At 48.9% G+C, this 24,127-nt stretch carries 20 protein-coding genes; 8 read left to right on the forward strand and 12 right to left on the reverse strand.

The genetic code is table 11. The annotated features are described in order from the left end of the window. Window positions 1–130: 130 nt before the first annotated feature. A complete protein-coding gene (locus ACUVQO_RS09785) occupies window positions 131–1,147 on the reverse strand; it encodes a GGDEF domain-containing response regulator (protein WP_445925693.1) in 1,017 nt (338 codons plus the stop codon). An 835-nt stretch (window positions 1,148–1,982) separates the two neighbouring features. Here ACUVQO_RS09785 and ACUVQO_RS09790 point away from each other — a divergent pair. After that, the gene (locus tag ACUVQO_RS09790; protein WP_445925694.1) at window positions 1,983–2,351 is read left to right on the forward strand and encodes a single-stranded DNA-binding protein; all 369 of its coding nucleotides are present in this window, start codon (window positions 1,983–1,985) and stop codon (window positions 2,349–2,351) included. Here ACUVQO_RS09790 and ACUVQO_RS09795 read toward each other — a convergent pair. Continuing rightward, window positions 2,348–3,097 carry an SIMPL domain-containing protein gene (locus ACUVQO_RS09795; protein WP_445925695.1) on the reverse strand — a complete coding sequence of 250 codons (750 nt, stop codon included), beginning with the start codon at window positions 3,095–3,097 and terminating at the stop codon, window positions 2,348–2,350. The two genes, ACUVQO_RS09790 and ACUVQO_RS09795, sit on opposite strands and share 4 nt — an antisense overlap. 83 nt (window positions 3,098–3,180) lie before the next feature. Between ACUVQO_RS09795 and ACUVQO_RS09800 the strand changes: the two genes are divergently transcribed. Then, window positions 3,181–4,020 (forward strand): hypothetical protein, encoded by an 840-nt coding sequence (locus tag ACUVQO_RS09800; protein WP_445925696.1) that lies wholly within the window; start codon window positions 3,181–3,183, stop codon window positions 4,018–4,020. A gap of 67 nt (window positions 4,021–4,087) precedes the next feature. On the opposite strand, the gene ACUVQO_RS09805 is transcribed toward ACUVQO_RS09800, so the two are convergent. After that, complete coding sequence (locus ACUVQO_RS09805) at window positions 4,088–4,465, reverse strand: phage holin family protein (RefSeq protein WP_445925697.1); 378 nt, start codon at window positions 4,463–4,465, stop codon at window positions 4,088–4,090. A 219-nt stretch (window positions 4,466–4,684) separates the two neighbouring features. Here ACUVQO_RS09805 and ACUVQO_RS09810 point away from each other — a divergent pair, with 219 nt between their 5' ends. Both ACUVQO_RS09810 and ACUVQO_RS09815 read left to right on the forward strand, forming a co-directional pair. Beyond that, entirely contained in the window at window positions 4,685–5,668 is a 984-nt protein-coding gene (locus ACUVQO_RS09810) for an ABC transporter ATP-binding protein (protein ID WP_445925698.1), read from the forward strand. Window positions 5,669–5,733: 65 nt separating this feature from the next. Beyond that, entirely contained in the window at window positions 5,734–6,570 is an 837-nt protein-coding gene (locus tag ACUVQO_RS09815) for an ABC transporter permease (RefSeq protein ID WP_445925699.1), read from the forward strand. Window positions 6,571–6,602: 32 nt separating this feature from the next. Here ACUVQO_RS09815 and ACUVQO_RS09820 read toward each other — a convergent pair whose 3' ends face one another. Beyond that, window positions 6,603–7,712: a nucleotide-binding protein gene (locus tag ACUVQO_RS09820; protein WP_445925700.1), complete on the reverse strand. Its 1,110-nt coding sequence runs from the start codon at window positions 7,710–7,712 to the stop codon at window positions 6,603–6,605. Window positions 7,713–7,902: 190 nt separating this feature from the next. Between ACUVQO_RS09820 and ACUVQO_RS09825 the strand changes: the two genes are divergently transcribed. After that, entirely contained in the window at window positions 7,903–8,685 is a 783-nt protein-coding gene (locus tag ACUVQO_RS09825; protein ID WP_445925701.1) for an ABC transporter permease, read from the forward strand. Here the strand turns inward: ACUVQO_RS09825 and ACUVQO_RS09830 are convergent. Together ACUVQO_RS09830 and ACUVQO_RS09835 are read right to left on the reverse strand one after the other, a co-directional pair. Then, complete coding sequence (locus tag ACUVQO_RS09830; RefSeq protein ID WP_445925702.1) at window positions 8,682–10,505, reverse strand: ABC transporter ATP-binding protein; 1,824 nt, start codon at window positions 10,503–10,505, stop codon at window positions 8,682–8,684. The genes ACUVQO_RS09825 and ACUVQO_RS09830 overlap by 4 nt on opposite strands. Window positions 10,506–10,570: 65 nt before the next feature. After that, a complete protein-coding gene (locus ACUVQO_RS09835) occupies window positions 10,571–11,770 on the reverse strand; it encodes a response regulator (protein WP_445925703.1) in 1,200 nt (399 codons plus the stop codon). 174 nt (window positions 11,771–11,944) lie between these two features. On the opposite strand from ACUVQO_RS09835, the gene ACUVQO_RS09840 reads away from it, so the two are divergent. Next, window positions 11,945–12,853: an AAA family ATPase gene (locus ACUVQO_RS09840; RefSeq protein ID WP_445925704.1), complete on the forward strand. Its 909-nt coding sequence runs from the start codon at window positions 11,945–11,947 to the stop codon at window positions 12,851–12,853. 105 nt (window positions 12,854–12,958) lie between these two features. Here the strand turns inward: ACUVQO_RS09840 and ACUVQO_RS09845 are convergent, their stop codons facing one another. Together ACUVQO_RS09845 and rppA are read right to left on the reverse strand one after the other, a co-directional pair. Next, a complete protein-coding gene (locus ACUVQO_RS09845; protein WP_445925705.1) occupies window positions 12,959–14,944 on the reverse strand; it encodes a glycoside hydrolase family 10 protein in 1,986 nt (661 codons plus the stop codon). A gap of 213 nt (window positions 14,945–15,157) precedes the next feature. Then, window positions 15,158–15,865 carry a two-component system response regulator RppA gene (gene rppA, locus ACUVQO_RS09850; protein WP_445925706.1) on the reverse strand — a complete coding sequence of 236 codons (708 nt, stop codon included), beginning with the start codon at window positions 15,863–15,865 and terminating at the stop codon, window positions 15,158–15,160. Between the two features lie 146 nt (window positions 15,866–16,011). On the opposite strand from rppA, the gene ACUVQO_RS09855 reads away from it, so the two are divergent. Together ACUVQO_RS09855 and ACUVQO_RS09860 are read left to right on the forward strand one after the other, a co-directional pair. Further along, window positions 16,012–16,476 (forward strand): hypothetical protein, encoded by a 465-nt coding sequence (locus ACUVQO_RS09855; protein ID WP_445925707.1) that lies wholly within the window; start codon window positions 16,012–16,014, stop codon window positions 16,474–16,476. 61 nt (window positions 16,477–16,537) lie between these two features. Continuing rightward, window positions 16,538–17,203, forward strand: a complete 666-nt coding sequence (locus tag ACUVQO_RS09860) for a Uma2 family endonuclease (protein WP_445925708.1) — start codon at window positions 16,538–16,540, stop codon at window positions 17,201–17,203. Window positions 17,204–17,291: 88 nt separating this feature from the next. On the opposite strand, the gene ACUVQO_RS09865 is transcribed toward ACUVQO_RS09860, so the two are convergent. From ACUVQO_RS09865 to ACUVQO_RS09880, 4 genes are all read right to left on the reverse strand, one after another. Further along, on the reverse strand, window positions 17,292–18,494 hold the full coding sequence (locus tag ACUVQO_RS09865) for a glycosyltransferase (protein ID WP_445925709.1): 1,203 nt from the start codon (window positions 18,492–18,494) through the stop codon (window positions 17,292–17,294). Window positions 18,495–18,606: 112 nt separating this feature from the next. Beyond that, entirely contained in the window at window positions 18,607–19,845 is a 1,239-nt protein-coding gene (locus ACUVQO_RS09870; RefSeq protein WP_445925710.1) for a glycosyltransferase family 2 protein, read from the reverse strand. Between the two features lie 188 nt (window positions 19,846–20,033). After that, window positions 20,034–22,361: a GumC family protein gene (locus tag ACUVQO_RS09875; RefSeq protein WP_445925711.1), complete on the reverse strand. Its 2,328-nt coding sequence runs from the start codon at window positions 22,359–22,361 to the stop codon at window positions 20,034–20,036. A gap of 146 nt (window positions 22,362–22,507) precedes the next feature. After that, on the reverse strand, window positions 22,508–23,641 hold the full coding sequence (locus ACUVQO_RS09880; protein ID WP_445925712.1) for a polysaccharide biosynthesis/export family protein: 1,134 nt from the start codon (window positions 23,639–23,641) through the stop codon (window positions 22,508–22,510). Window positions 23,642–24,127: the final 486 nt, after the last annotated feature.

Genomic DNA, 24,127 nt, shown 5'->3' on the forward strand with positions numbered 1-24,127 from the left:
GGCGGGTGAAGCGACTCCCGTGGCGCTGACCGCTCCTCAAATCAACGGTTAATCCTTAGCTCATTTCTGAGTAATCAAGAAGGCGCTCCAGTAGGGGCGCCTTTTCATGCAATGAGGATTTTCTCAGCACTTACTCGGAATCCATATCCTGCAAGGCATCAATACTACCCACAACACGATTTCGACCGGAGGATTTTGCTCGTAAAAGATTCCTGTCTGCTCGTTTCAGTAAACTGTTCCCTCGTGCATCATCCTTTGCATCTAAGGTAGCCGTACCTGCGCTGATCGTAATATGCAACTCTAAACTACTATCAATATCGAAGGGTTGTTCGCCAATTAATCGACATAAACGACGGGCAACCAGCAAAGCTTCTTTCTGATCCGTATTGCCAAGGATAATGACAAATTCCTCTCCTCCATAACGAAATAGAGTATCCCGAAATCTTAAATTATGACGCAGGCGACTGGAAACCAGTTGCAGAGCACGATCGCCCACAGGATGACCATACAGATCATTAATTTGCTTAAAGTGATCCACATCCAGCATGACCAGACTCAGCACCTCAGAGCGAGTACGAGCATTTTGAATCTGTCGAGGTAGTTCCCAGTCCAGAGCACGACGATTATTCAATTCAGTCAGAGGATCAGACAGGGCAATCGCTGAAAGAATGTCATTGGCTCGCATCAACTCACGGTGATTTTTCACCATTCTGAGGCCTACTAAGATTTGCGATCGCAATAACTGATCCTGTTTCGCCAATATCTCAGAACTCAGGGGCTTGCCATCCGTTCTTTCCAAAGGTAACCGGAGATAAGCATCTGCTCCTCCCTCCAGCGCGATCGTTTTGGCTTCTAAATCCCAGATGTAGTCTAGCCAGGGTTCTTCCAGTACCTGTGCAGGAATTTCGATCAAAATGCAATAGATCCAGGCCAGCTTAGCTTGCTCTTTAATCTCACAACATAGTTCCAGACTACCAGGCTGTTTTTCTTCCAGAATAATCAAGTCAGGTTGTTGAGCCTGGATCAGCGGCACCGCCTCACCTGGATTCAATGCAACCCCCACGGCACAGTTCAACAAATTGTGGACTCGATCCAGAAGTGTTGAGAGAAAGTCATCACCTCCGATCAACAGAATCGAAGCATCCATCGATGTCTAGTAGCCCAATCTGAATATTCGAGTTGTGACATCATTAAGGTATGGGCATTCCTGTCGTAGGAGCATACCCTAGAATGTCAATTTTAGGTTGTGCTAGTTCAATCACTTTAGATCTGTATAACAGACGATACCTATCATTCAGTAGCTACACCAACAACTATCGTGATTTCTGATCGTTTCGTTGGCAACTATCAAAAGACTGGCTCTGAGTCGGATTTTCCTATGCCAACCATCATTCCCAATTAAAAAATTTAACCCGCACTTCTGAAAAAATTCTTGAACATTCTGTACAACTCATTACTCTCCTCACGGATTGTTATGAAATCCGGGCAATTCAGTTGGAGTTTCAAGTGAGTATGAAGCGATGCCTGATGATGAGGAGACATTGTAATCCGACTGGTAATTTTTGTCACTGACGTATTTATTGATTTTCTGCAGAAAGAGCCTATTTTATTTACGTCGCTAGTGGATCTTATGTGGCTAAACCTTGTCCAAGTCCAGAACCGTAGTTTCTCTGATCGGAAAACGACCGTTCTCTAGCTGGACTTGGTTTAGGTGAATTGTATTGGTTATTCCTTTATAGAAAATCACAATGGTAGAAGAAGGACGCAAGGCGTGTTAAGATCATGCGTACTAAAAAGCGTCGAATTCAGTCTTCTGGTTTCGATTATATTCGCCCTTTTCTTAAAGTTTTTGTAAAAGAGATCAACGTGATTCATCATTGAGTTGAGCAAGATGCTGTTGGGGCTGGTGTAAAATGCCCGCTGTGGGAGGTTGCGTAAGTCAGTGTATGAACGTCGTGTAAAGAGTGGTTGTATAGAAGCGTATGAGTCTTAATGTAGTTACTCTGGTTGGGCGTGTGGGTGGCGATCCAGATGTCAAGTACTTTGAATCTGGTAGTGTGGTTTGTAATTTGACTTTGGCCGTTAACCGTCAGAGCCGTAACACAGATCAACCAGATTGGTTCAACTTGAAGCTATGGGGCAAAACAGCCGAGATAGCAGCTAACTATGTTCGGAAAGGCAGCCTCATTGGAGTTACAGGTGCTCTGGAATTGGAAACCTGGAAAGATCGAAATACGGGGGCAAACCGCTCTAAACCGGTCATCCGGGTAGACCGTATGGAATTGCTAGGTTCCAAACGAGACAATGAGTCCCCGATGTCGGATAGCAGCTATGATGATGATGAGTTTTAGTAGCTAATCTGAAGCGTAACGGCAGCTTCTACCTGTTGCTCGCCTCCCAAGACAGGGGTAGGGGCAGGTGCGGCGGCAAAGATTTTTTCTTGCATCGCATCGGCTAGTAGTGGTCGAGGTGATGGCGTGAAGGCTCCATTAATTTGAATATTCACAACCTCCCGAGCAGTGAGACCCAGCGTGCTAAAGATGGCATTGGCTTGAGATTTAGCATCCTGAGTGGCTGCTTGTAGGGCCAGTTTTTGAGCAAGGGCGATCGCACTATCAGAGGCCACAAAGCTGATCCCATCAATGCGGGTAGCTCCAGCTTTCACCGCATCGTCCAGTAATGTCCCGACTTTCTGCGTCTCAATCCGAAAGTTCACCATGTTGCTGGCTCTATAGCCTGTTAGGGTTTGGACTCCATTGTCATAGCGGTAGGTCGGACTGAGGCTAATTCCCGTCGTTTCTAACTGATCAACCTGCCGCGATTGTAATAAAGACACCACAGCGTTAGATCGACGAGCCACCTCTTGCTGTACGTCATTTGCTGTTTTTCCCTGGGCCTCCACTCCCAACCGCACTTGAGTCAGTGTGGTGGGAATTCGTTCAGTCCCTCGTCCCGTGACGGTTAAGGTTCGTAACTGTTTCTCTTGCGCCAGAACTGGATGAGCAGCCAGCAAAATTCCCAGGATACCAATTCCGGCTACCAGTGCTGGCCAGTAATTTTGATGGGTTGAGTCTGACCCAAACCAGGAAAAATTCATGGGAAACCTCCTCACAGAACGAATATATCCACTGTGCCATTACACACAAGGGAAGGGCGATCAGTTACAGTTTTAGAAACTCTTTGACTGAACCGGAGTACATCCCGGCTTATAGAGAGTGGCATGGGCAGGGGTTTACGATGAACCGCTCAATTCGGCTCCTACTATTTTGGATTTTGGATTTGCGATTTTGGATTGCAAAAAATTTATTGAAAGGTAATTCCAGTTGCCGATCGACCCAATTGGCATTTTTAGTTGGAATACTTAGTGCCGTCCTGGGAGTCGGTATCTTGGTTGAACCTCCGGCGATCGCCCAGACACAACTGACGCAAACCACGGAACAGACCGCCATTCTTTTCCGGACAAAGCGCTACGTGGTCGAGATTATCTGGCGACGCGGCCAGCCCTTAATGTCGGTTAGTAATAATGGCTTTCGCGTGATTGTTAATGCCCCAGCCCGAATTTTGCCTGCTAGAGGTATGAATGATCAGTGGACAACTTATACCGCGAATTCGGGGGACTACACGGCGATCGTGCGAGTTGGAGCGGGGGGGAAAAGGATGATCGAAGTGAGTCAAGTGGGCCGAAGAATTGTACAGGAGTATGCAATCGCTGCTCCTCAGCAACAGCCCGATCGCCCTGCCTCATCTCAGCAGGATGCTACCTTACTCAGCTTTCAAACTGGGGAATATGCAGTACGGGTTTACCGTCAAAAGGACAAATTGTATATGAACCTTTACAACCAAAGTAAAGGGGTTACAGAGTTAAAGCAGGTGCCCGTAACCCGGGTTGAAAGCAGCGAAGGAACGATTTACCGCTATGACGGCAAAGCAACGGTGCAGGCCCGTGAAGATTATCGAGGGCAGAGAGTTCTGCTGATCTTACAAAACAATCAGATTCAGTATCGGGGAGATGGGTATTAGGACAAAAATAGCGGATGAATTCCCTAACCTGTTCTGAAGCCCCTTTACTCGTCTTCGCCAATCAACCTTAAATTGCGGGTACAACGGCAGGAAATACAAGGCTCAGTATCTTGAACAGAACTGAGTTGATGAAGGTGAGGGCGATCGCGCCTAAAATGGCGCTTAAAATGCCGTTCCGTAGTCGGAAACCTTCAACAATCCAGGCAGATAAGCCAAAGATAATCGTATTTACAACCAGCCACAGCAGCCCTAGCGTTAGAACATTCAAGATTTTAGAACCAGCCATCCAGCCTAGCAGCCAACTCAGCACCCCAAACACAACCCCAGCAAGGAGAGCTTTGCCGACTCCATCTACCTCAATCCCTAGGAACGGAATTTTTGAAATAATTAACAGACTGAGGGCAGTGATGATGACACCTATAATGAACGGGATTAAAAAACTCATTGATTATTCCTCTGTAGATGTGGAATTACATTAAAGGAGCAACGCGGTTAGGTCAAGTACACAACACACTAAATAAACCTTGTCCAAGTCCAGAACCGTAGTTTCTTTTGTAGGAAAACGACCGTTCTCTAGCTGAACTTGGTTTAGCCTGAAGGAAGGGTGTGTTCAAAAAATGTCAGGATTAGGCTAAGACGATAAGCATAATTTGCCCAACGATCGATGCCTGCAATTTTGGCTGAAAACTTAACCAAGGTTTACCCGGTTGCCATTAAAGAACCTGGCCTGCTGGGAACGGCAAAACACTTGCTGCGCCGCACCTACCGCAATGTTCAAGCGGTGCAAAGCATTTCCTTCCAGATTGAACCTGGAGAAGTCGTAGGTTTTTTGGGGGCGAATGGAGCCGGAAAGACCACGACCTTAAAAATGCTCACCGGCTTGATCCATCCCTCTGGAGGAAAGGTGCTGGTCGCGGGTCATGTGCCATTTCAACGCAAAGCTGCCTTTCTCCGGAAAATCACGCTGGTGATGGGGCAAAAGCAGCAGTTGATCTGGGATCTTCCGGCCCTGGACTCGCTGCGAATTAATGCGGCAGTTTATGGGATTAGCGATCGCGACTTTCACCAGCAGGTAGACACCCTCAGCGAAATGCTTTCCCTGGAAGGCAAGTTATCCCAACCCGTGCGTAAGCTATCCCTGGGAGAACGGATGAAAGCAGAACTGCTGGCCGCTCTCATCCATCGTCCCCATGTCTTATTTTTGGACGAGCCAACTCTAGGACTGGATGTCAATGCTCAGGCCAGTGTGCGGGAGTTTTTGCGGGAGTACAACCAGTTGTATGGAGCCACGGTACTGCTCACCAGTCACTATATGGCCGATATTACAGCCCTTTGCCCACGAGTGATTGTCATCCACCAGGGGGAACTGATTTATGACGGCAGTTTAGAAGGATTGGTCGATCGCTTTGCGCCCTGTCGAGAAGTTGAAGTGGAACTTGCTCATCCCTGTCCACCAGAAAAGCTGGCTCTATACGGCGATTTAGAAACCGTTGAAGGCGCGATGGCAAAGTTTTTAGTCCCTCAAGAGCAGTTAACCCAAACCGTTGCCAGGATTTTGTCTGACTTAGAAGTAGTTGATTTAGCTGTGACGGAACCTCCGATTGAAGAGGTGATTGGACGAGTTTTGCGATCGGGGGCTATCTCATGAAAAACGAGAGAAATGCGGATCAGGGTTTAGGGTTCAGGGTTCAGGGTTCAGGAGAAAGACCCCCATTGCCAACTTCCCATCCCCCATCCCCCATCCCCCCCTTCCTCTACTCCCTAAAGAGAATTGGTAGAATCACCTCTACGCTGCTCTCGGTCTACTACGCCTACATGGTCGAGTACCGGGCGGAACTGGTGCTGTGGGTATTGGCTGGCTCCTTGCCGTTTATTCTGATGGGGATCTGGTCAAAGGCAGCAGCGATGGGACAGTTTGGCTTATCTCCAGTAGAGTTTGCCCGTTACTTTCTGGCGACCTTCTTAGTCCGGCAATTTACGATCGTCTGGGTGATCTGGGAGTTTGAAAAGGAAATCGTCGAGGGTCGCCTGTCCTTCCGGTTGCTGCAACCCCTGTCTCCGGTCTGGCACTATCTGGCCTCCCATCAGGCGGAACGATTGGCCCGCTTGCCCTTTGCTTTGCTGCTGATTGGCTTCTTTTTCCTGCTGTATCCCCAGGCATTCTGGCTGCCCAGCCTGAGCGAAATTGTGCTATTCCTGATCTTCTCTGCCCTGGCCTTCGGGCTGCGGTTTCTGATGCAATACACCCTGTCGATGTTCGCCTTCTGGACTGAACGAGCCAGTGCCCTGGAGCAATTCTGGTTCCTGTTCTACCTGTTTCTTTCGGGTCTGATTGCCCCTCTGAGCGTGTTTCCGCCTGCGGTACGGGCGATCGCCCTGTGGACTCCCTTCCCCTACCTGATCAACTTTCCCGCCAGTCTGCTGGTCGGCCTACCCGTCAACATGACTCAGGGAATCCTGGTGATTCTGGGTTGGGGGATCTTGTTTTATCTGATCTGTCGCTGGCTCTGGCAAAAAGGCTTACGCCAGTATTCCGGCATGGGCGCGTAGGGGAAGTAAAAAGTTAAGAGTTGTAACAACTGTCAACTTTTCACTTTTTCAATGTCTGAGTGGTGTTCCAGGTAGTCGAGCAGCTTTAAGAAGTCGGTGCGGGGGAGCGATCGTCCGCCAATTTCGCGAAAGGCGAGTTGGGGTTTGCCATTTTCGACAATGTGGTAGCCCCAGTACAACAATTGTTTGCTGTAGCGAATGGCTACGTCCTCTGGATCGATGTAATGACAGTGGACATCATCCGCAATCATGGACTTAAATTCTGTCTTTAGCAGGTCATTCAAAATATGATTCCGTCGATCTTCATCGCTATGGTAGTTATTGATTAAGACAAACAGCTCTGCCTCTTTATTCACCCGCCGAATTGCAGCAAACGTCCGCTTAATCACATCCGCATTTTTGTTGATTCCCAGAGGATTGAGGATAGTAGGAATGATGCAGTAGTCGAATCGCTCCAGAAATTCCTCCGGGTTGGCATCGTATTCTGGACTGCAATCGCAGATGACAATCCGAGCATCAGGGTACTCTTGCTCGTCCCATTCGTTGTAATTAAGCACCGTAATGGTTGCACCTAATTGTCCTTTGGGGCCAGGAAGGTAAACGCCATCTCCCAAGAGTTTTCGCAAGTTGCTCTGGCGATCGAGGTCAATCAGCACCACATCATAGCCATTCAGGGCAAAGGCTCCAGCCAGGTGAGCGCTGATCGTCGTTTTCCCAACTCCCCCCTTACAGGTAAACACCCCAATGTAAGTCACGTGAGGACGCGGCGGAGGTAGAGGAATTTCACCGTCTTCCCAGACAATCTGGTTGTTCTGGAAGCTGCCTAAGGCCACATCAATAATTTCTTCTGTGCGCATGAAGGTGAATACAGAAGGGGTAAAGCCAGATGCAGAAATCAAAAACCCTTTGGTAAACCGGGCCGACATCGGCTGTTCTAAAAAATCAATAAACTTTTCCAATTGACCCGCATGAGTTTTGGCCCGTTGCTGACGAACCTGGACAGCGACGCACTCGCCATCGCGCTCCAACTCAATGTCATACCCTTTTGAGCCAGGAGGAGCCAGAGTCGCTTTCCATCCCTCTTGCTCAAAGAGGCTGATTAAAACCTTTTCAAAGTCGGACGGGGAATCAAACTGTGACATAGGGGCTAGTGAAGCAAAATCAGCCTGAGGGATCATAGACCTGCCTTATAGAGCTTATCGTAAACCCATCCTGTAAATTGTGAACCGGGGAAATGTTTTGCTCACAAGTCTTTTGATACAAGGATCTTTTGATACAAGGATCTTCTGATACAAGGAAGATAGAAGTGAGAGCGATCGCAAGACACCATCCATGAAACGCTACCTGAGAGTACTAAAGTTATTCTGGACAGCAGCTCTGGCGGCTGAATTGGAGTACCGGGTGAATTTTTTGATTGCAGCATTGAGCAGTTTAGGGGGGCTGGCAGGGAGTTTATTTAGTCTGTTTCTGTTCTATCGGACTGGCTACACGTTTCAAAACTGGAGTTGGGAACAGGCGCTGATTGTTTTGGGAGTGTTTACAGTATTGCAGGGATTTTCGGCCACGTTCCTGGCCCCCAATCTGAATCGGATTGTGCGGCACATTCAACAAGGTACCCTGGACTTTGTTTTACTAAAACCGATTAGTTCTCAATTCTGGCTCTCAGCCCATATTCTGTCTCCCTGGGGATTACCTGATCTATTGTTTGGCTGTGTAATTATTCTGTACGCTGGCAGTCATTTGAGTCTTCCTGTCAGTGCTTATTTGGTCAGTCTGGTGCCGATCGCCTGTGGGTTCCTCATTCTCTACAGCCTCTGGTTCATGTTAGGGGCCATGAGTATCTGGTTTGTCAAAATCTATAACGTAACAGAGGTGCTGAGAGGCTTGCTAGAGGCAGGACGGTTTCCCATGGCAGCTTACCCAACGGCCTACCGCTTCTTTTTCACGTTCATCGTTCCAGTCGCATTTCTCACCACTGTTCCATCAGAGGTGATTTTGGGACGGGGGGAATGGATCTGGACACTGGGAGCCGGACTACTAGCCCTATTTCTATTCTGGGCCTCCAATGCCTTCTGGAAATTTGCTCTACGTTTTTACACCAGTGCGTCGAGCTAAACTTCTAACATCTGCAAATGGTAAAGGCTGGCATAAAGACCCTGTTGGGCGAGTAGCTCTTCGTGGCTGCCGGATTCTACCAGTTGGCCTCGTTTCAAGACCAGGATGCGATCGCAATTCCGAATCGTCGATAAGCGGTGGGCAATAATAATTGCTGTGCGGCCTTCCAGCAGTCGCTCCAGGGCTTCTTGAATTTGGGCTTCCGTGCCGACATCCAGGCTGGCTGTCGCTTCATCCAGTACCAGAATTTTGGGATCGCGGATGGCCGCCCGCGCAAAGGCCAGCAGTTGCTTTTGCCCACCGGACAGATTGGTGCCCCGTTCTCGCAAGGGAGTGTCGTATCCTGCCGGTAGACGTTCAATTAAATCAGCCACATTAGTGCGCTCCGCGGCTGAGCGAATTTCCTCGAAGGAGTACTCCTCTCCCAGAGTAATATTGCTTTTCACATCTCCGGCAAAGACAAAGCCGTCCTGCAAAATGACTCCCATGTGACGACGCAGTTCTGTTTGCGGCAACTCCCGCACATCAATGCCATCTACCAAAATTCGGCCTTTACTGGCTTCATAGAGTCGGGTCAGCAGACGAATAATCGAGCTTTTTCCGGCTCCCGTGGGGCCAACTAGGGCCACTTTTTCCCCTGGACGAATGGTAAAGTTCAAATCTTTCAGCACGTATTCTCCCGGTTTATAGCCGAACCAAACGTGCTCAAAGCGAATTTCTCCCGTAGCGGCAGCAGGATTGGAGTAAAGGGTTTGGGTGACTTCTGCATCCCGAATTTCGATCGGTTCACTCATGATGTCACTGACGCGCTCGATTGCTGTCAATCCTGCCTGAATCGCTGTAAACTTTTCGGCAAACTGACGCAGGGGGTCGAATAACCGCTGAGCAAATAGAATGAAAGCCGACAGTACCCCGATGCTTAAGTGATTCCCTAAAACCAGGACGCCACCTAACCAGAGCACCCCCGCGATCGCCACCAGCGAAATCCATTCCAGGGTGGCAGAAATAGCTGAGTCGTGGAAAATAGTGCGATCAATTTCCTTGATGTAGCGCTTGTTAATTTGCTGAAACTGCTGGGCATTAAACTGTTCCCGTCGCAACAACTGCACCACTCCAATGCCGACAATATTCTCCTGTAGCATCGAATTTAGGACAGACAGTTCTTCTCTGGCCCGATAGTTGGCTTTACGGTATTGCTGCTGAAAGTAAACGATCAAAATGGTCACGGGAATCAGCATGATCACCAGTAACAGAGCCAGTTCCCACTGCAACAGGAACATAGCTACTGCAATCACCAGGATGGAGAACAAGTCGCCAATAATGCCGATCGCGCCCGTAGAAAAAACATCTCCCAAAGACTCTACATCACTGGTCAGACGAGTAATCAACCGACCGACGGGAGTGCGGTCAAAGAAGCGCATAGCCAGCGACGTAATGTGATTGAATAAATCATCTCGAATGTTTGCCGTGATACCTTGCCCCACTTCTTGCACTAGATAGCCCTGCCATGTATCCAGCAAGGTACGAGCCACTAAGGTCAGCAACAGCAGGCCAGCCACAAGATTAATTCCTGTCGTTAAGGGCAGGTTAGAAAGAAAGGAAAGCTGGGTAGGTTCCTGTCGAATGATGGAAATCGCATCCCCAATTAGAATTGGCTGAATGGCTCCGGCGATCGCAGCCGGGATCAGCAGCAGCATAGAAAACAGAAACACCCGACCATTTCGTAACCCATAGGGAATCAGCCGCTTAAACAAACGCCAGTCCGTTTCCCGTTTAGAACGGTAGGATTGAGCCGAAGGTTGAGTCGTTGGGCTAGTCATAGTTCCTGAGAAAGCTACCGCATTAAAGGATCCGCTTTCTCACTGTAACGTGCCCCTTCCCTTCTTCACCCCTCCACCTCCTCATCCTCCCAACACTGACAATTCACCCTGGGAGCACCGGACATCATCGCTTTCAAGTAATTTCTTACTAAATTCAGCAGTGCTTGAGGATTCGGGGGTTTAGTGAGGAAATCGGAGGCCCCGGACAGGCGGGCGCGGGTGCGATCGATAATTCCGTTCTGACTGGTCAGGATAATGATGGGAGTGTTCTGGAAGATGGGAGTTTTGCGTAAAAAGCTGCACAGGTCGTATCCGTTCACATTGGGCATGACCAGATCCATGAGAATCAGAGCAGGTTTGCTGGTCGTTAAGGTGGCAATTCCTGTGAGCGGATCAAGAATTTTCAAAACCTTATAGCCTGCGGGTTCCAGAATACTGGCTAAGGCTTGAGTGACGGTGGGGCTGTCGTCAATACAGGCGATGGTTGGGCAGGTAGGTTGGGCCACAGCGGGCTTAATGGGTGGGGGTGGTTTCAGCGGATTGGGCAGGTCGGCGATTTCTTCCAGGGCGATCGCTCCTCGTTGTACCCACGGCAGCAAAAAGCGGGTAACAGTAGTAATAGGCCGCTGAGCATGGCAGGCAATGTCCCATAAGGTGTATCGGCCAGTTAAAAACGAACTGAGATTCGCCAGGGGAGAAGCGGCAATGGATGCATCAGTTTGCAGATGCTGCTTCAAGATGGGCGACTTGTAAGGACTCAAGGATTCCAACTCCAGGGTTTTCCAGTGCTTCCAGAGTTGCTGCGCTCGCTCTAAAACCTGCTCTACCTCAGCGGCAGACAGCAACAGACTTAAGGCCAAATTATCCTTGAACGAAAACCGCTGCACCGCTGACCAATTGGTGCTCAACGCGGGATTACTCACCCAGGAAAATAACACTTCCTCCAGACTCGCCTTAATAATGCCTTCCGCCTGGGAAACTTTCACCTGCTGCTGGGCCACACTTTGACTGAGCAACTGGTATTCCCAGGGTTCACCGGGAGGTGCTTGAGCAGCATGAAATGTTGGGCAGTAACGCTGGATGGCTCGATTCCAGCGACGTACCCGATGCAAGGTGCCAGTAGCATACACAAGCCGACCCTGAAAAAAATACAGTTGCCATCGGTGCTCTCCATTTGCCAGCGTTAACTCCCCAGTCGCCCGTTGCTGGCTGACTGAGGCTAGGGTGCGGGCGGTATTTACGTAAGCAATGGATGTAGATGACATGGCGGAGGAAAACCTGATGGAAATTTGAGCAATTTACCTCTTGACCGCAGTTTAATCAGTGGAGATCTCTGGAAGAATGGGATTTTCTCGGAAATTTCGGCACCCAAGACGAGGAACTTATTGGGCAAACTGGAAGGAGTACTTCAATGGGATCGCCAACGAGATGGAGCCAGCATGAGAGATCGAGTTCAGCGTTTAACAGATAATCTAGGACAAGTGATTGTGGGGAAACAGGATGCGATTCGGTTGGTATTGGTCGCGCTCTTGTCCGGCGGCCATACCTTGCTAGAAGATGTTCCGGGTGTAGGCAAGACCTTGCTGGCAAAGTCTCTAGCCCGCTCGATCGACGGCAAGTTTCAGCGCATTCAATGCACTCCAGACCTGATGCCCACCGATATCACCGGAACCAATATATGGAACCCTCGCAGCGGCGAATTTGAGTTTCTGCCGGGGCCAATCTTTGCCAACGTACTGCTGACGGATGAAGTCAATCGGGCCACCCCCCGCACCCAATCGGCTTTGCTAGAAGTGATGGAAGAGCAACAGGTGACCGTGGATGGCATTTCCCGGTTCGTACCCAGTCCTTTTTTCGTGATTGCCACTCAGAATCCAGTGGAATACCAGGGAACATTTCCACTGCCAGAAGCCCAGATGGATCGGTTTGCCCTTTCCCTGTCGCTAGGATACCCAACTGAAGCCGAGGAGCTACAAATGCTGCAACGATTGCAGGATCAGGCGATCGCTCAGGAACTGCAACCCTGTGTCTCCCTGGAAGAAGTGAAGGAACTGCAACGCCTGAGTACTCAAGTCAAGGTGGAGGCATCGCTGCAACAGTACATCCTGAATCTGGTACGGGCTACACGGGAAGATGAAGAAATCATGCTGGGAATCAGTCCCAGAGGTACGGTTGCCTTACAGCGAGCAACTCAAGCCCTAGCCTTTTTAGAAGGTCGCGACTATGCTATTCCCGACGATGTAAAGTATCTGGCTCCTTACGTACTGACTCATCGGATGATTGCCGCTGGAGGACGGAGTACACGGGCGATCGTAGAGCGGTTGTTGAATACTGTGGCGATCCCGTGACGGGTGGAGGGGTGGAGAGGTGGGTGAGTGAGTGGGCGAATGGGTGAGTAGGGGGTGGGGTGTGGGAGCTTTCCCCTAATCCCTAATCCCTATTTCCCCTATCCCCTATCCACTCTTGACCACTACTCCCAGACTCTCCTGCGCTAAGCGATTCACGGCACACAGGGCGTAAGTTCCGGAAGAAAGGTGGATAGAGCGATCGCCTCCTGGCAAAATTCGTCGCAAAACCCACTGACTGCCGGTTTGTTGATACAGAGTCCAGGCACGAATGTCTGGGCTAGTGGAACTCCAGATCAGTTGGCCGTTGCTGAATTTCACTTGAGTCGGCAATGGGGGAGCAGGGGTAGACAGCCAGGAGATGACAGGAGCCAAGGCGGGAGAACGGTAGGTGAGAGTACGGAAGCGATCGCGAACTCCCTGAGCGTTCTCTGCCAGGGCACTCATGCTGAAAAAGATATTGCCCAGCACCTGTTTTGACTTAAGTTGACGGGTGAGTTCAATCTGGCGTTCGATTTCTGCCAGTTCCCAGGCTTTACCATCTAGTTGGGCCAGATTATTGCCAATATACAGATGCCGTTGTCTGGGATTGTTATCGGCCCACCATCGCATCAGGACAGGATAGCTTTGCTTGGGAGCATCAATCCGCCAGTAAAGTTGGGGAGCCAGATAATCGACCCAGCCCTGCTGTAACCATTTGAGAGAGTCAGCATACAACTGATCGTAGGCATCTAATCCCTCAACAGAAGGTGGTTGACCCGGACGGTAAATGCCAAACGGACTGATGCCAAATTTAACGTGCGGTTTGATGGCGCGAATTCCCTTTAGCAAGCGCTGGATCAGTTGGTTCACGTTGTCTCTACGCCAGTCGGCCAGAGACAGAGTGCCACCACGATTGCGGTAATCCTGATATGTCTTCTGATCAGGGAAAGTCTGCCCGGCGATCGGGTAGGGATAGAAATAATCATCCAGATGGACTCCATCAATGTCGTAGCGCTTAACCACATCCAGAATCACGTTATAGGTGCGATCCTGAACCACTTTTGAGCCAGGATCCATCCATAACTGATTGCCCCAGGGATAAACTACCTCCGGATTGGTAAGCGCAATATGGGGAAAGGCATTGACTGTATTTTTCGAGGTACGGGCGCGATAAGGATTAAACCAGACATGCAATTCCAAATTACGCCGATGGGCCTGGACGATCGCAAATTCCAGCGGATCGTAGAACGGCTCCGGTGCTTTGCCCTGCTGTCCAGTTAACCAGTGACTCCAGGGATCCAGAGCGGAACGATAGAGCGCATCCCCTTCTGGCCGTACCTGCAGCACTACAGCATTAAAATTGGTCGCTTGCAGTTGATCCAGAATAGTAATCAGTTCCGCCTGTTGCTGCTGGCTGGAAAGTCCCGATCGGGACGGCCAATCTTTATTCCAGACAGAGGTAATCCAGGTGGCGCGAAATTCCCGTAGGTGACTGACGGGGATCGTTGGTTGTGGTTGCCAGCGAACAATCGCATTGGAGGCAATCGCGGGTGCCTGCTGCAAATCCACCAGACATTGATAGACAAAGGCAGACACTTCTGCACGAGTAGCAGGTTGAGTGGGGCGCAAACGTTGCAGAGCAGGATAGTTGACGACGATTTCATGGACGGTAGCAGCAGCGATCGCGTTTCTAGCCCAACCCGGAATTTGAGCCGCATCACGATACAACTCGTCCAGTGGAACCGCTTCTGCCGTGGTCAGTTCCAGACCACTGACCAGCGCGACCAGCGCCTGACCTCGCGAAATTCTTTCAGTGGGTCGAAACTGTTGCCCCGGAAAGCCACTCAAAAACCCTCGTTCATAGGCCCAGCGAATGGCACCAGCAGCCCAATAATTAACTGGCACATCCACAAACGGGACATAGGAACACTTAAGCGGTCGCGGCAACGCTGCCTGCACAATTACGGCAAATTCTGCGCGGGTAACTCCCTGCTCTGGCCGAAAATCGCCATCAGGAAAACCCCGCACAATATTGCGTTCAGCCAATCCTTCAATAAAAACGCGTGCCCAATGAGTCTGAATATCTGGAAAGCGAGGTGAAGCGGAGGTCATCTGGATTTAACGAAATAGACATCGAACCATGAGCCTCAATTAAAAACTAAAAACGACGATTCATCTCAGGTTGCGGAATGTTCCCAAATGACAAATGACAGCTATATATTCCTCCTGCCCCAGAAATTAAACATATATCCAACAGGTTGCGGAATGTTCCCAAATGACAAATGACAGCCCCATCTAACATCTATCTTCACTCGCCTAATCCTGCTAATCTGCCCCACTGCTTGAGGAACTAAAACGATAGCCTTTCCCATAAACTGTATTAATCAACGGCGGTTCTCCATCAGTTTCAATTTTGCGCCGCAGTAACCGAATCTGAGCCGCAAGAGCATTGCTGGTTGGTTTTTCGACGCTGTCGCCCCAGAGGTGTTGATGAATCTGTTCATGGGTCAGCAGTTGATTGGGATGACGCATCAGGTATTCCAGCAATTGGGCCTCTTTTTCAGATAGGTCAATTTCCCGTCCTTGCCGATAGGCTAGTTGATTGTCAGCATCGAGTTCCAGGTCACCCACCTGTAGCCGTTTGTTAGCCGACTCTGGAGGAGAATCCAACGCAACGGGACGACGCAATAGAGCGCGGACTCTGGCTAACAGTTCCCGCAGCTCAAATGGCTTGACTAAATAATCGTCCGCTCCAGCATCTAACCCTGATACCCGGTCGTCCACTGTGTCCTTCGCCGTCAAAAACAGCACTGGAGTGGCATTCCCCTGAGATCGCAGTTGCTGGCAGATCTGCAATCCCGACTGATGCGGTAACATCCAGTCCAGAATTAGCAAATCGTAGTGAGCTTGTTGAGCCAGTTGACTGCCGCGATCGCCATCGTAGGCCACATCTACTTCATACCCCTCCCGCGCCAAGATGCGACCCAAAGGATCGGCCATTTCCAATTCGTCATCCACCAGAAGAATCCGCATTAGACTTTAGAGTCTCGATCTTGTACTATTACCACTCTAAGATGTAATGCGATTTTAGATTTTGAATTTGCAATTTTAGATTGGGTGTGACTGCTTGGCCCAGTTCGCAAGTTAATGGGTATTCAGTTCTTGGGTTGAATCTTGTTATGGCTGGGCACTTTCTTCAATGGGTTGTTTCTTTGGGTGTATTGGCGATCGGCTTACCCCTGCCTCTTCCTGCTGATGCTGCTCAGCCGCCCCAACCTTCCCTGGCAACAGTTTTTAATAACACCACCATTTTAATCTTTCCTCCATATCGGGATTTAGTGGAGCTTGTGAACAACAGCGATCGCGCTGGATGCAACTACACTTACTTCCTTTACCAATCTCAGAAGCCGATGGAAGTCGTGGCTGAGCGGGATGGCGATCGTATTCTGCTAGTGCAGCGAGCTGAAAGGAGCGATCGTCAGTTGAGAAGGCAAGGTCAGGTTAGATCTGCTGTTCAGTTGATTGGGTTACCTAGTCGAGTGTTTCCGGGTCTTACAGGAGTGCAAGTGATTCCGCCTGAGACGGTTCCTAATTTGGGGGCTGGGGATTGGGGATTGGAGGTTGGGAGGACTCCAAGAAAGTGAAAAGGCGATTTTCCCAAAAAATGCGTTAATGGGAAAAAGCGATCGCGCAAGGACAGTCACCATGAAAAAAACCTTTGGCACCTCTCCCGCTCCCAGCGAGTCCCGGACGGTTTTACAGAAGGTGAACTGGCAGAAGTATGAACAACTTCTGGCCGAAATGGAGTCAGACCGCACGGCCCGCTTTACCTACGATCACGGTCGTCTGGAGATGATGAATCCCCTGGAGGAACACGATCGCTGCCACAAACTGATTGAGTCCCTGATCCTGGTGCTGGTCGATGAACTGAAGATGCCCCTGGTGACTTACAAAACGCCTACCCTGAAGCGGGTCGATCGCCAGGTAGGGACAGAACCGGACACCGCCTACTACATTCAGCACGCGGAGCAAATGCAGGGAAAATCCCGAATTAATCTGGAAACTGATCCTCCACCGGATTTAGTTCTAGAAGTAGAACTCTCTCACAGTTCCTTGAACAAATTTGCGATTTATGCAGCTTTGGGCATTCCGGAGGTCTGGCGGTACATCAGCAAGCCAGGCAAAACCTTTTTGAAAGGTAAGCTGTTTATTCACTATTTGGAGGGCGATCGCTATATCGAAGAAGATTACGGGCTGGCCTTCCCATTTCTCTCAGCCGGTAGAATTCTGCAGTTCATTGACCAAAGCGATGCCCTGGGCTTAGCCACTGCCCTGCGAGATTTACGTCACTGGGTACAAAGCCAGCTTTAGCTTAAGCTTTCCTGATCACCTCGCCAGCCCCGGTGATGCTCTGTCCTTGAGCCAACAAAAACCTGAATATGGAAGGAAGGATCAACAATTACTGATACTGTTCAAACAGGTTCACTAACTTAGCTGCTTCAATTGAAGCATCGTGGTTTCGCCGTACCGCTTCTGCTCCGGTTCGGCCCATTTCTGCTAGCGTTTCCACAGGAGTCTGTAAGACAGAGCGCAAGGCTGTTGCCAAATCTTCTACGGATCCGGCTGGCACTAACCAACCACATTTTTCAGGGCGCACCAGTTCTGGAATACCTGCAATGTAAGTACTAATTACAGGCCGAGACAGAGCCAAGGCCTCCATAATAACGACGGGTAAGCCTTCTGCAAAACTAGGAACAACCATTGCTTGAGCGGCTAGAACCTCTTGCTGAACTTGAGCATTGGTCGCCCATCCAGTGATCTCAACATGGTTCTCTAATTTCAAATGTTGGATCATGGACTCAATTTTGCTGCGTAGTGGCCCATCTCCTACCAGCACTAACTTAAAGGCCAGTCCCTCCGCAGCTAGTTGGCTAACTGCTTCAATCAACAACAAGTGCCCTTTTTGTTCACTTAACCGCCCTACGCATACCAATCGGGCTTCGGCAGGAAGTGGAACATCAGGATGATGCAAAAACATCTGATCAACGCCACAATGAACCACATGGATCTTGGCCCATTGCTTATAATCACACCAGCGAAAGAGTTGACTCTTGCCGAACGAACAAACCGCAACCACAAAGGCCGCATAATTGATTTTTTGGGAAAGAGCGATCGCAGCGGGTTTATCAAACTCCTCTGGCCCATGCACAGTCATGCTATAGGTTGGCCCACCTAATAATCGGCACAATAATGCAACAGTCGCAGAATTGGTACCAAAATGGGTATGGATGTGGGTAATACCCGCTTCTGCTAACCATCCCCGCAGTACACAGGCTTCCGCTAAATAGGCCAGGTTCAACAGCACACCTCGATCCGATCGCCAGCCAATTTTTAGAGTGAACCAGGCCGTTTTTAGAAGCCGCAAGGGATGTTGAGCAAAAGTTCGCAGCAAACCGCTTACCAACCCCAGGATTCCAGCATCCAGAATGTACCGGGTTTTTTCAGCTTCTTGCTGATCTGCTTCATCAACAATCTCTGAGTTGATGGAGCGAATAGAAAAACGAGTAATGGGAACTCCCAGCGCCTCAAGCGCTAAAATCTCTCGCCGAATGAAGCTATGGCTTGTCTTAGGATATTGGTTGACCAGATAGGCAATTTTCATGAAAAGGGACTAGCGAATTTACCAGGCTCAATCTAATTGGCAGAGAAGAGCTTCGAACTTCTCACCACCATTCACAACAGCAGACGACTGTAGACACTAATTCAATTCAAAATTAGGCCTCCCGTGAAGACTGATCGCGAATTACATCTCGCTCAGTCCGTATCCACGATTTTTCAGGCTTGGTCAGGAACTTGAAATATAGGGGAATTTTCCAGAGAAGATAGAGCGGAATTGCCAATAGCATTTTGGCAGGCAATACAGAGCGACTGTATTTCGCCCAAGAAGTCAGGATTGCAACCAAGATCAAAAGACCTTCCAAAGCCAGTAGCATCGCCGGTAGGGAAGACACCCCCCCAAATATGGTGGCGGCAAGAGTCAGCATCATTCCTGCCAGCCACAGCATAACAAGCAGCGACAAGGGTGGGATCAGCAGATCGAGGGCCAACGCCAATAAATCAAATCGGCCTTTCCGAAAAGCCATCGTGAATAAACGCGGCCCTTGTGTCACCATTGTTGTCAGATGGCCTTGTTCCCACCGAGTCCGTTGAGTTTTTGCAGCCCGCTCTTGTTGAGGCAAGATGCTTGTTACTTCAGCGCTACTACAAAACATGGGAGGATAACCTGCGATCGCCAGATCTAGTCCCAGGTTCATATCCTCAACAATGTTGCCACTGGCTAAAGATGCTGTTTTGATGATTGACCAGGGAAACGCCATGCCAGTACCTGTTAAGAGACAGGGCAACCCCAAACGATTCAAGCCAACAGGTCGAACCAAGTTTTTGACCCGGAAGGCTAGCATTGAAATGGCGTCTTTGGGAGTCGGAACCGGAGGCTGCTTGAGGAGATAGGTTGCTTGCACAGGGCGATGGGACAGTGCTGCCATTTCAGCAATTTTTGCAATAGTACCTGGCTCTGCCACACAGTCGGCATCCATAACTACCACCACCTCAGGCGGGTGATCAGCTAAAAAGTTGATACCAAAATCTAAGGCATACCCTTTGCCCCGACGAACGGCATCTTGTCGCTCGATGACTGTTACATTTAGCCTCTGCGCGATCGCCGCTGTTTGATCAGAACAATTGTCTGCAATGACCACTAACTGGTCTTGGGGTAACAACTCTGGAAGCAGGGCCATCAGAGTTGCTTCAATAATCCCTTCCTCGTTATGAGCAGGAACTAGGACAGCTATTCTTGGCCGGGGGATAGGCGATCGGCCTTTACCCAACCGGGCAGGGAGGAGCGCTGCAATACACTCAACATAGAGAACCAAGCTAGGGACTAGCAACAGGATTGCGAACGCTAGTAAGAAGTCGGTTGCAATGAGTGACAGTTGTTCAGGAATTTGCACCATCTGTGTTCCTTTAGCAGTTGCAGTGGAGGAGTTAGCCATCATCCCTGAGGCAAAATCCAAAATTAGGAATGCCTCAGTAGCATGATGGATATGGATTCAGTCTGATACCTACCAGTAATCCCCGTCTGGCCTATTCCCTATCATGTCAATGTCTCTTCAGGTGCATTTATCGGCTCCACTCCAAGAAACTATTGCACAATATCTCCAGACTGTTTCAAATTACCAAAGAAAGCAGGATGTACTTGTTGACTTTGGCCCGACTGCTGATTCAACAGGTACGATGTCACCTTGCCTTTACCCAGGTGATTCGCAATCACACCAATCACAGGAATACGGTATTTATTCAAACCTCCCAATTCCTGCATAAAGACTGACCGCTTTGTCTTATTAACACCTGCAACCATCAGCACTCCATCAGTTTGAGCAGCTAAAAAATTCGTATCCGTGAGTCCACGGAGAGCTGGGGTGTCATAAATAACCAAATCGAACATCCCGCGCAAATTCTTCATTAACTGCTGCATCTCATTGGAGGCGAATAGTCTCGTAGAATTCATCTGGGTATTACCAGCCGTTAACACAGAAAAATTTTCGCTGGATGGAGAGTGCTGAATTACCGCCTCTACAGACAGCTTTTGACTCAAGATATCCGCCAATCCCTTCTGATTCGGTAGGTCAAGTAGGCTATGAATTTGAGGGGTACACAAATTAGCATCCACCAGCAATACTCGTTGTCCCATGGAAGCTGCAGCTTGAGCCAGATTCAAAGCGATCGTTGTCTTACCATCCCCAGGTTCTGCAGACGTGATCGCCACTGAATGCACATTAGAACCAGGATTCAAAAATCGCAAGTTGGTATACAAAGCACTAAAAGCTTCAGAAAAAGGATCACCACTCTTATTTCCAATCTGCTCTCTACCCATACCGACCCGCAGTGGCACACTTGCCAGAAAAGGAAGCTGGATAGCATCTTGTAAATCTTCCGCGGTAACAAAGACATTCCTCAGCTTTTCCCTCAGAAAAGCAGCCGCTACTCCTAGAGCTAAACCTAGACCGACACTCATGAATAAAAGCTGTTGAGCCTTTTTGCCTCTAGAAGCAATAATCCTGCCAGTAACAGGATCGCTAACCAATTTTGGCTTTGAAATAATTTCCCAGGGCACCTCCTTTTGAGCAGCCTCCACCCTTAAAGTTTCTCGTTGCAACAGAAACTGATTAAGAGTTTTAGTAGCGATATCTAGCTGTTGGGTTAAAGTATTGTATTGGCGAATAATCGCAGGAAGTTGGGTTAGCCGCTGATCCAAACTATTCTCCGTTCGCATAATCTCGTTAGTTCTTGCTTGTAAAGCCCGGGTTTGGTTTGCCGATTGAACTAACTGCTGAATTAGCCCCAACCGGGTTGGATCCTGATATGCAACCACTCTGCTCGTTTCCGGTACGCCAGGAGAAGTTTCAGTCAAATTCTTCTGAGTTTCCTGCCCCAGTAAGCGAGTTAAATTTCTCTGCTGTTCCCGCAATCTTTGAACAACAGGGCTGTCCTCGTTGTAGCGGGCAAGACTAATAGAAATCTGGCTTTCAACCTTCTTCAGTTGATTCAACAAATCTTGATAACGAGGATTCTGGCTCAAGGCTGCTGCAGCAAGCGCTTGCTCTGGTGTTAATCCAAGCTGTCTTCGTAGGGTTGCATATAAAGTAGCTTGTTCTCGTAACAGAGTCTCAGCATCCAATTTTTTTTGTCGAACTTCTTTTAACTGGTCGGCTACTTGCTGATTTTCGATCAAGGGATCGGTAAAGCGATAACGCTGCCGGATTGATTGGATTTGGGCTTCTAAGGCATTGACTCGCTGTTGTAAGGCAGGTAGTTGATCTTCAATAAATTCAACCCCCCCCCCAATTCGGGTCTTTCGATCTTCAAGACTAAATCTGAGATAACCTTCAGCCAGCTTCTCTAGAACAAATTGAACTTGCTTGGGATCAGTTCCTTGATAAGTTACATTAAGGGTACGAGTAGAGTCGATTAGATTTGTTCCAACTCGCTCAACTATGAGATCCTTATTCTTTAAATCTCTAGCTAGTGAGGCTGCCGTTACTTTGTTGTAGCCGCCTGCCTGCACTTGCACCGCAATTTTAGATAATAGTTCAGGACTTTTAAGAACCTGTAACAAGGTCGGATAATCAACACTGCTACCCGTAGTGTCGCTTGACTGAGCACGGGAAATCACATAAGGATCCGTAGAGCGAGCTTGCGAGGTAATTGGCTCAACAAGTAGCGAAAAATTTCCCTGAAAGATGAGAGGAGAGCTTCTGTACAGCAAATAGCCAATCCCAGTGGCTGCAGCTGTAATGCCAACAATCAAGGGGATATTGCGCCGAACTATAGCTACTAACGGGCGCAGCTTTACCCCCCCCTTACGCTTGCCCTCACCTGAGTCGCCAGTGTCATTAGTTGTTAAGGAAGGATCTTCCAAGCGGGTGTGTCCGTTCACGGGTAAATTTCGAAGATTTTGTCCAGCCTGCATGCTAACCTCACCTACTTTATAACCTTGATACTGAAAATGCCACCCCGACTGGTAATAGCCAAAGTTCTATCCGTTTCTTGACGGTTGAGAGGGATCTGAAGTCTCTAATATTGCAAGAATGTTTTCCTGGTTACCTGTTACATTACCTAATTACCACCTGGAAACAAAATATTCCTGAAGCCTGAAATGCCGCTAAAAATAGTTAATGGAGCTCCGATCGCGGTAGTTAAGAAGTCGTTTACCTTGGCAATAAAGGTAGGATTCACTACCACAATGTCATTGTTCCGGAGAGGCGGGTTCCTATCGTCATTCAAATTTTGATCCAAATCTACAGAAAGTCGTCGTCTGGTCACTGTTCCATCTGGATTCAGCCGGATCAAGTCGATCTTCTTTCGGCTGGCTCGTCCGCCTCTGAATCCACCAGCAGTCATAATTGCCTGGTTAAGAGTTGCATTTGGTTTCAGGTTCAGTGTACCCGGAGCCATCACCTCGCCTACAACACTGACCGAAATAGTAGCAGGCGAGAACTTACTGGTAGCAATTTGAGTCATCTCCGCTGCATCCATCTTGGTTGCTTTTGGAATGACAATGGTATCTCCATCTCGCAGAAGAATATCCTGGTTCAGGTCACCTTCCCGCAAGAATTTCCAGAGGTTAAGAGAAATCAAATCCTCTCCCCCGCTAACTCTCGGACGGCGGATGGTAATCTCACGCAGATTAGCAATTTGGGTAACGCCTCCTGCTGTCTCAATAGCTTGACTCACACGAGGCCATTGGTTCCCACCTTCGGAAGCCGTTCGTTGATTAAGGCTTTGCTGAGTTACTTCATTACTAATAACACTAATAATGTACGACCCTGGACGATTCACCTCACCAATGACACCAACTTTGAGGGGTCTTGGCGCTAAAAGGCTCACCGTAATCACTGGATTGCGAATAAACCGACTGTATCTTGCAGATAAAACATCAGCAGCCTGCTTAAGGGTTAAACCATTCACGGCAACGCTGCCAACCCAGGGAAGATTTAATGTGCCATCTGGCAGGATTGTGTAACGTTGCTCTAACGTTAGTTCTGGCGCGACATCGAAGATATCAACACGAATAATGTCTCCTGCACCAAGAGTGTAGGCCTCACCAACCTGGGTTCCTGGTGCAGTTGTGATAGGAACAGGTTCGACAGGTGCTTGACTAGGGCTCACTGGCGATGTTGCAGGGGGTGCAGTTTCTGGAGTTTGAGCAAAGACAGGCAAAGAACAGGTTGCTCCAATTGCGATTGACAAAGCTAAACCTGTGATAGATCGTGGAGTTTTCCTCATCATGGTATCTCTTGGAAAAGACAGGAATTAAGTGACCAGATGGAAACAGCTACCGATACTGCCATGCCATTGGCTATACAGACAGCTTCTACTATAGCCTCTTCAGCAAATCGCCTAGAGTGAATTCAAAGTCAGGCTTTAGGCAATAAGTGGGCTTTGCCCAAAAGATCAAGATTTTGCTTGTGCCCCGTCCAGGCTGCCTAGAATCAAAGCATATCAAGACTATTATTAGAGATTTCCCCAATCCGTTCTCAATATATCCACTGGCACTTCACTTAAGATTTATATTTAGTCTCAATAGATCTAGTGATTTGAAAGAGTAGGTGAAGATTCCCTGAGGGAACTGCCATCCATGGGGGACATACAGGTTCTTGATGAAGAATGGCGTATAGGATCTAGACAGGGAAAACCTTATCAAAATGCAAGCTAAAAGGGTGTTTGAAAAGTCAT

The organism is Leptodesmis sp. (assembly GCF_052746595.1).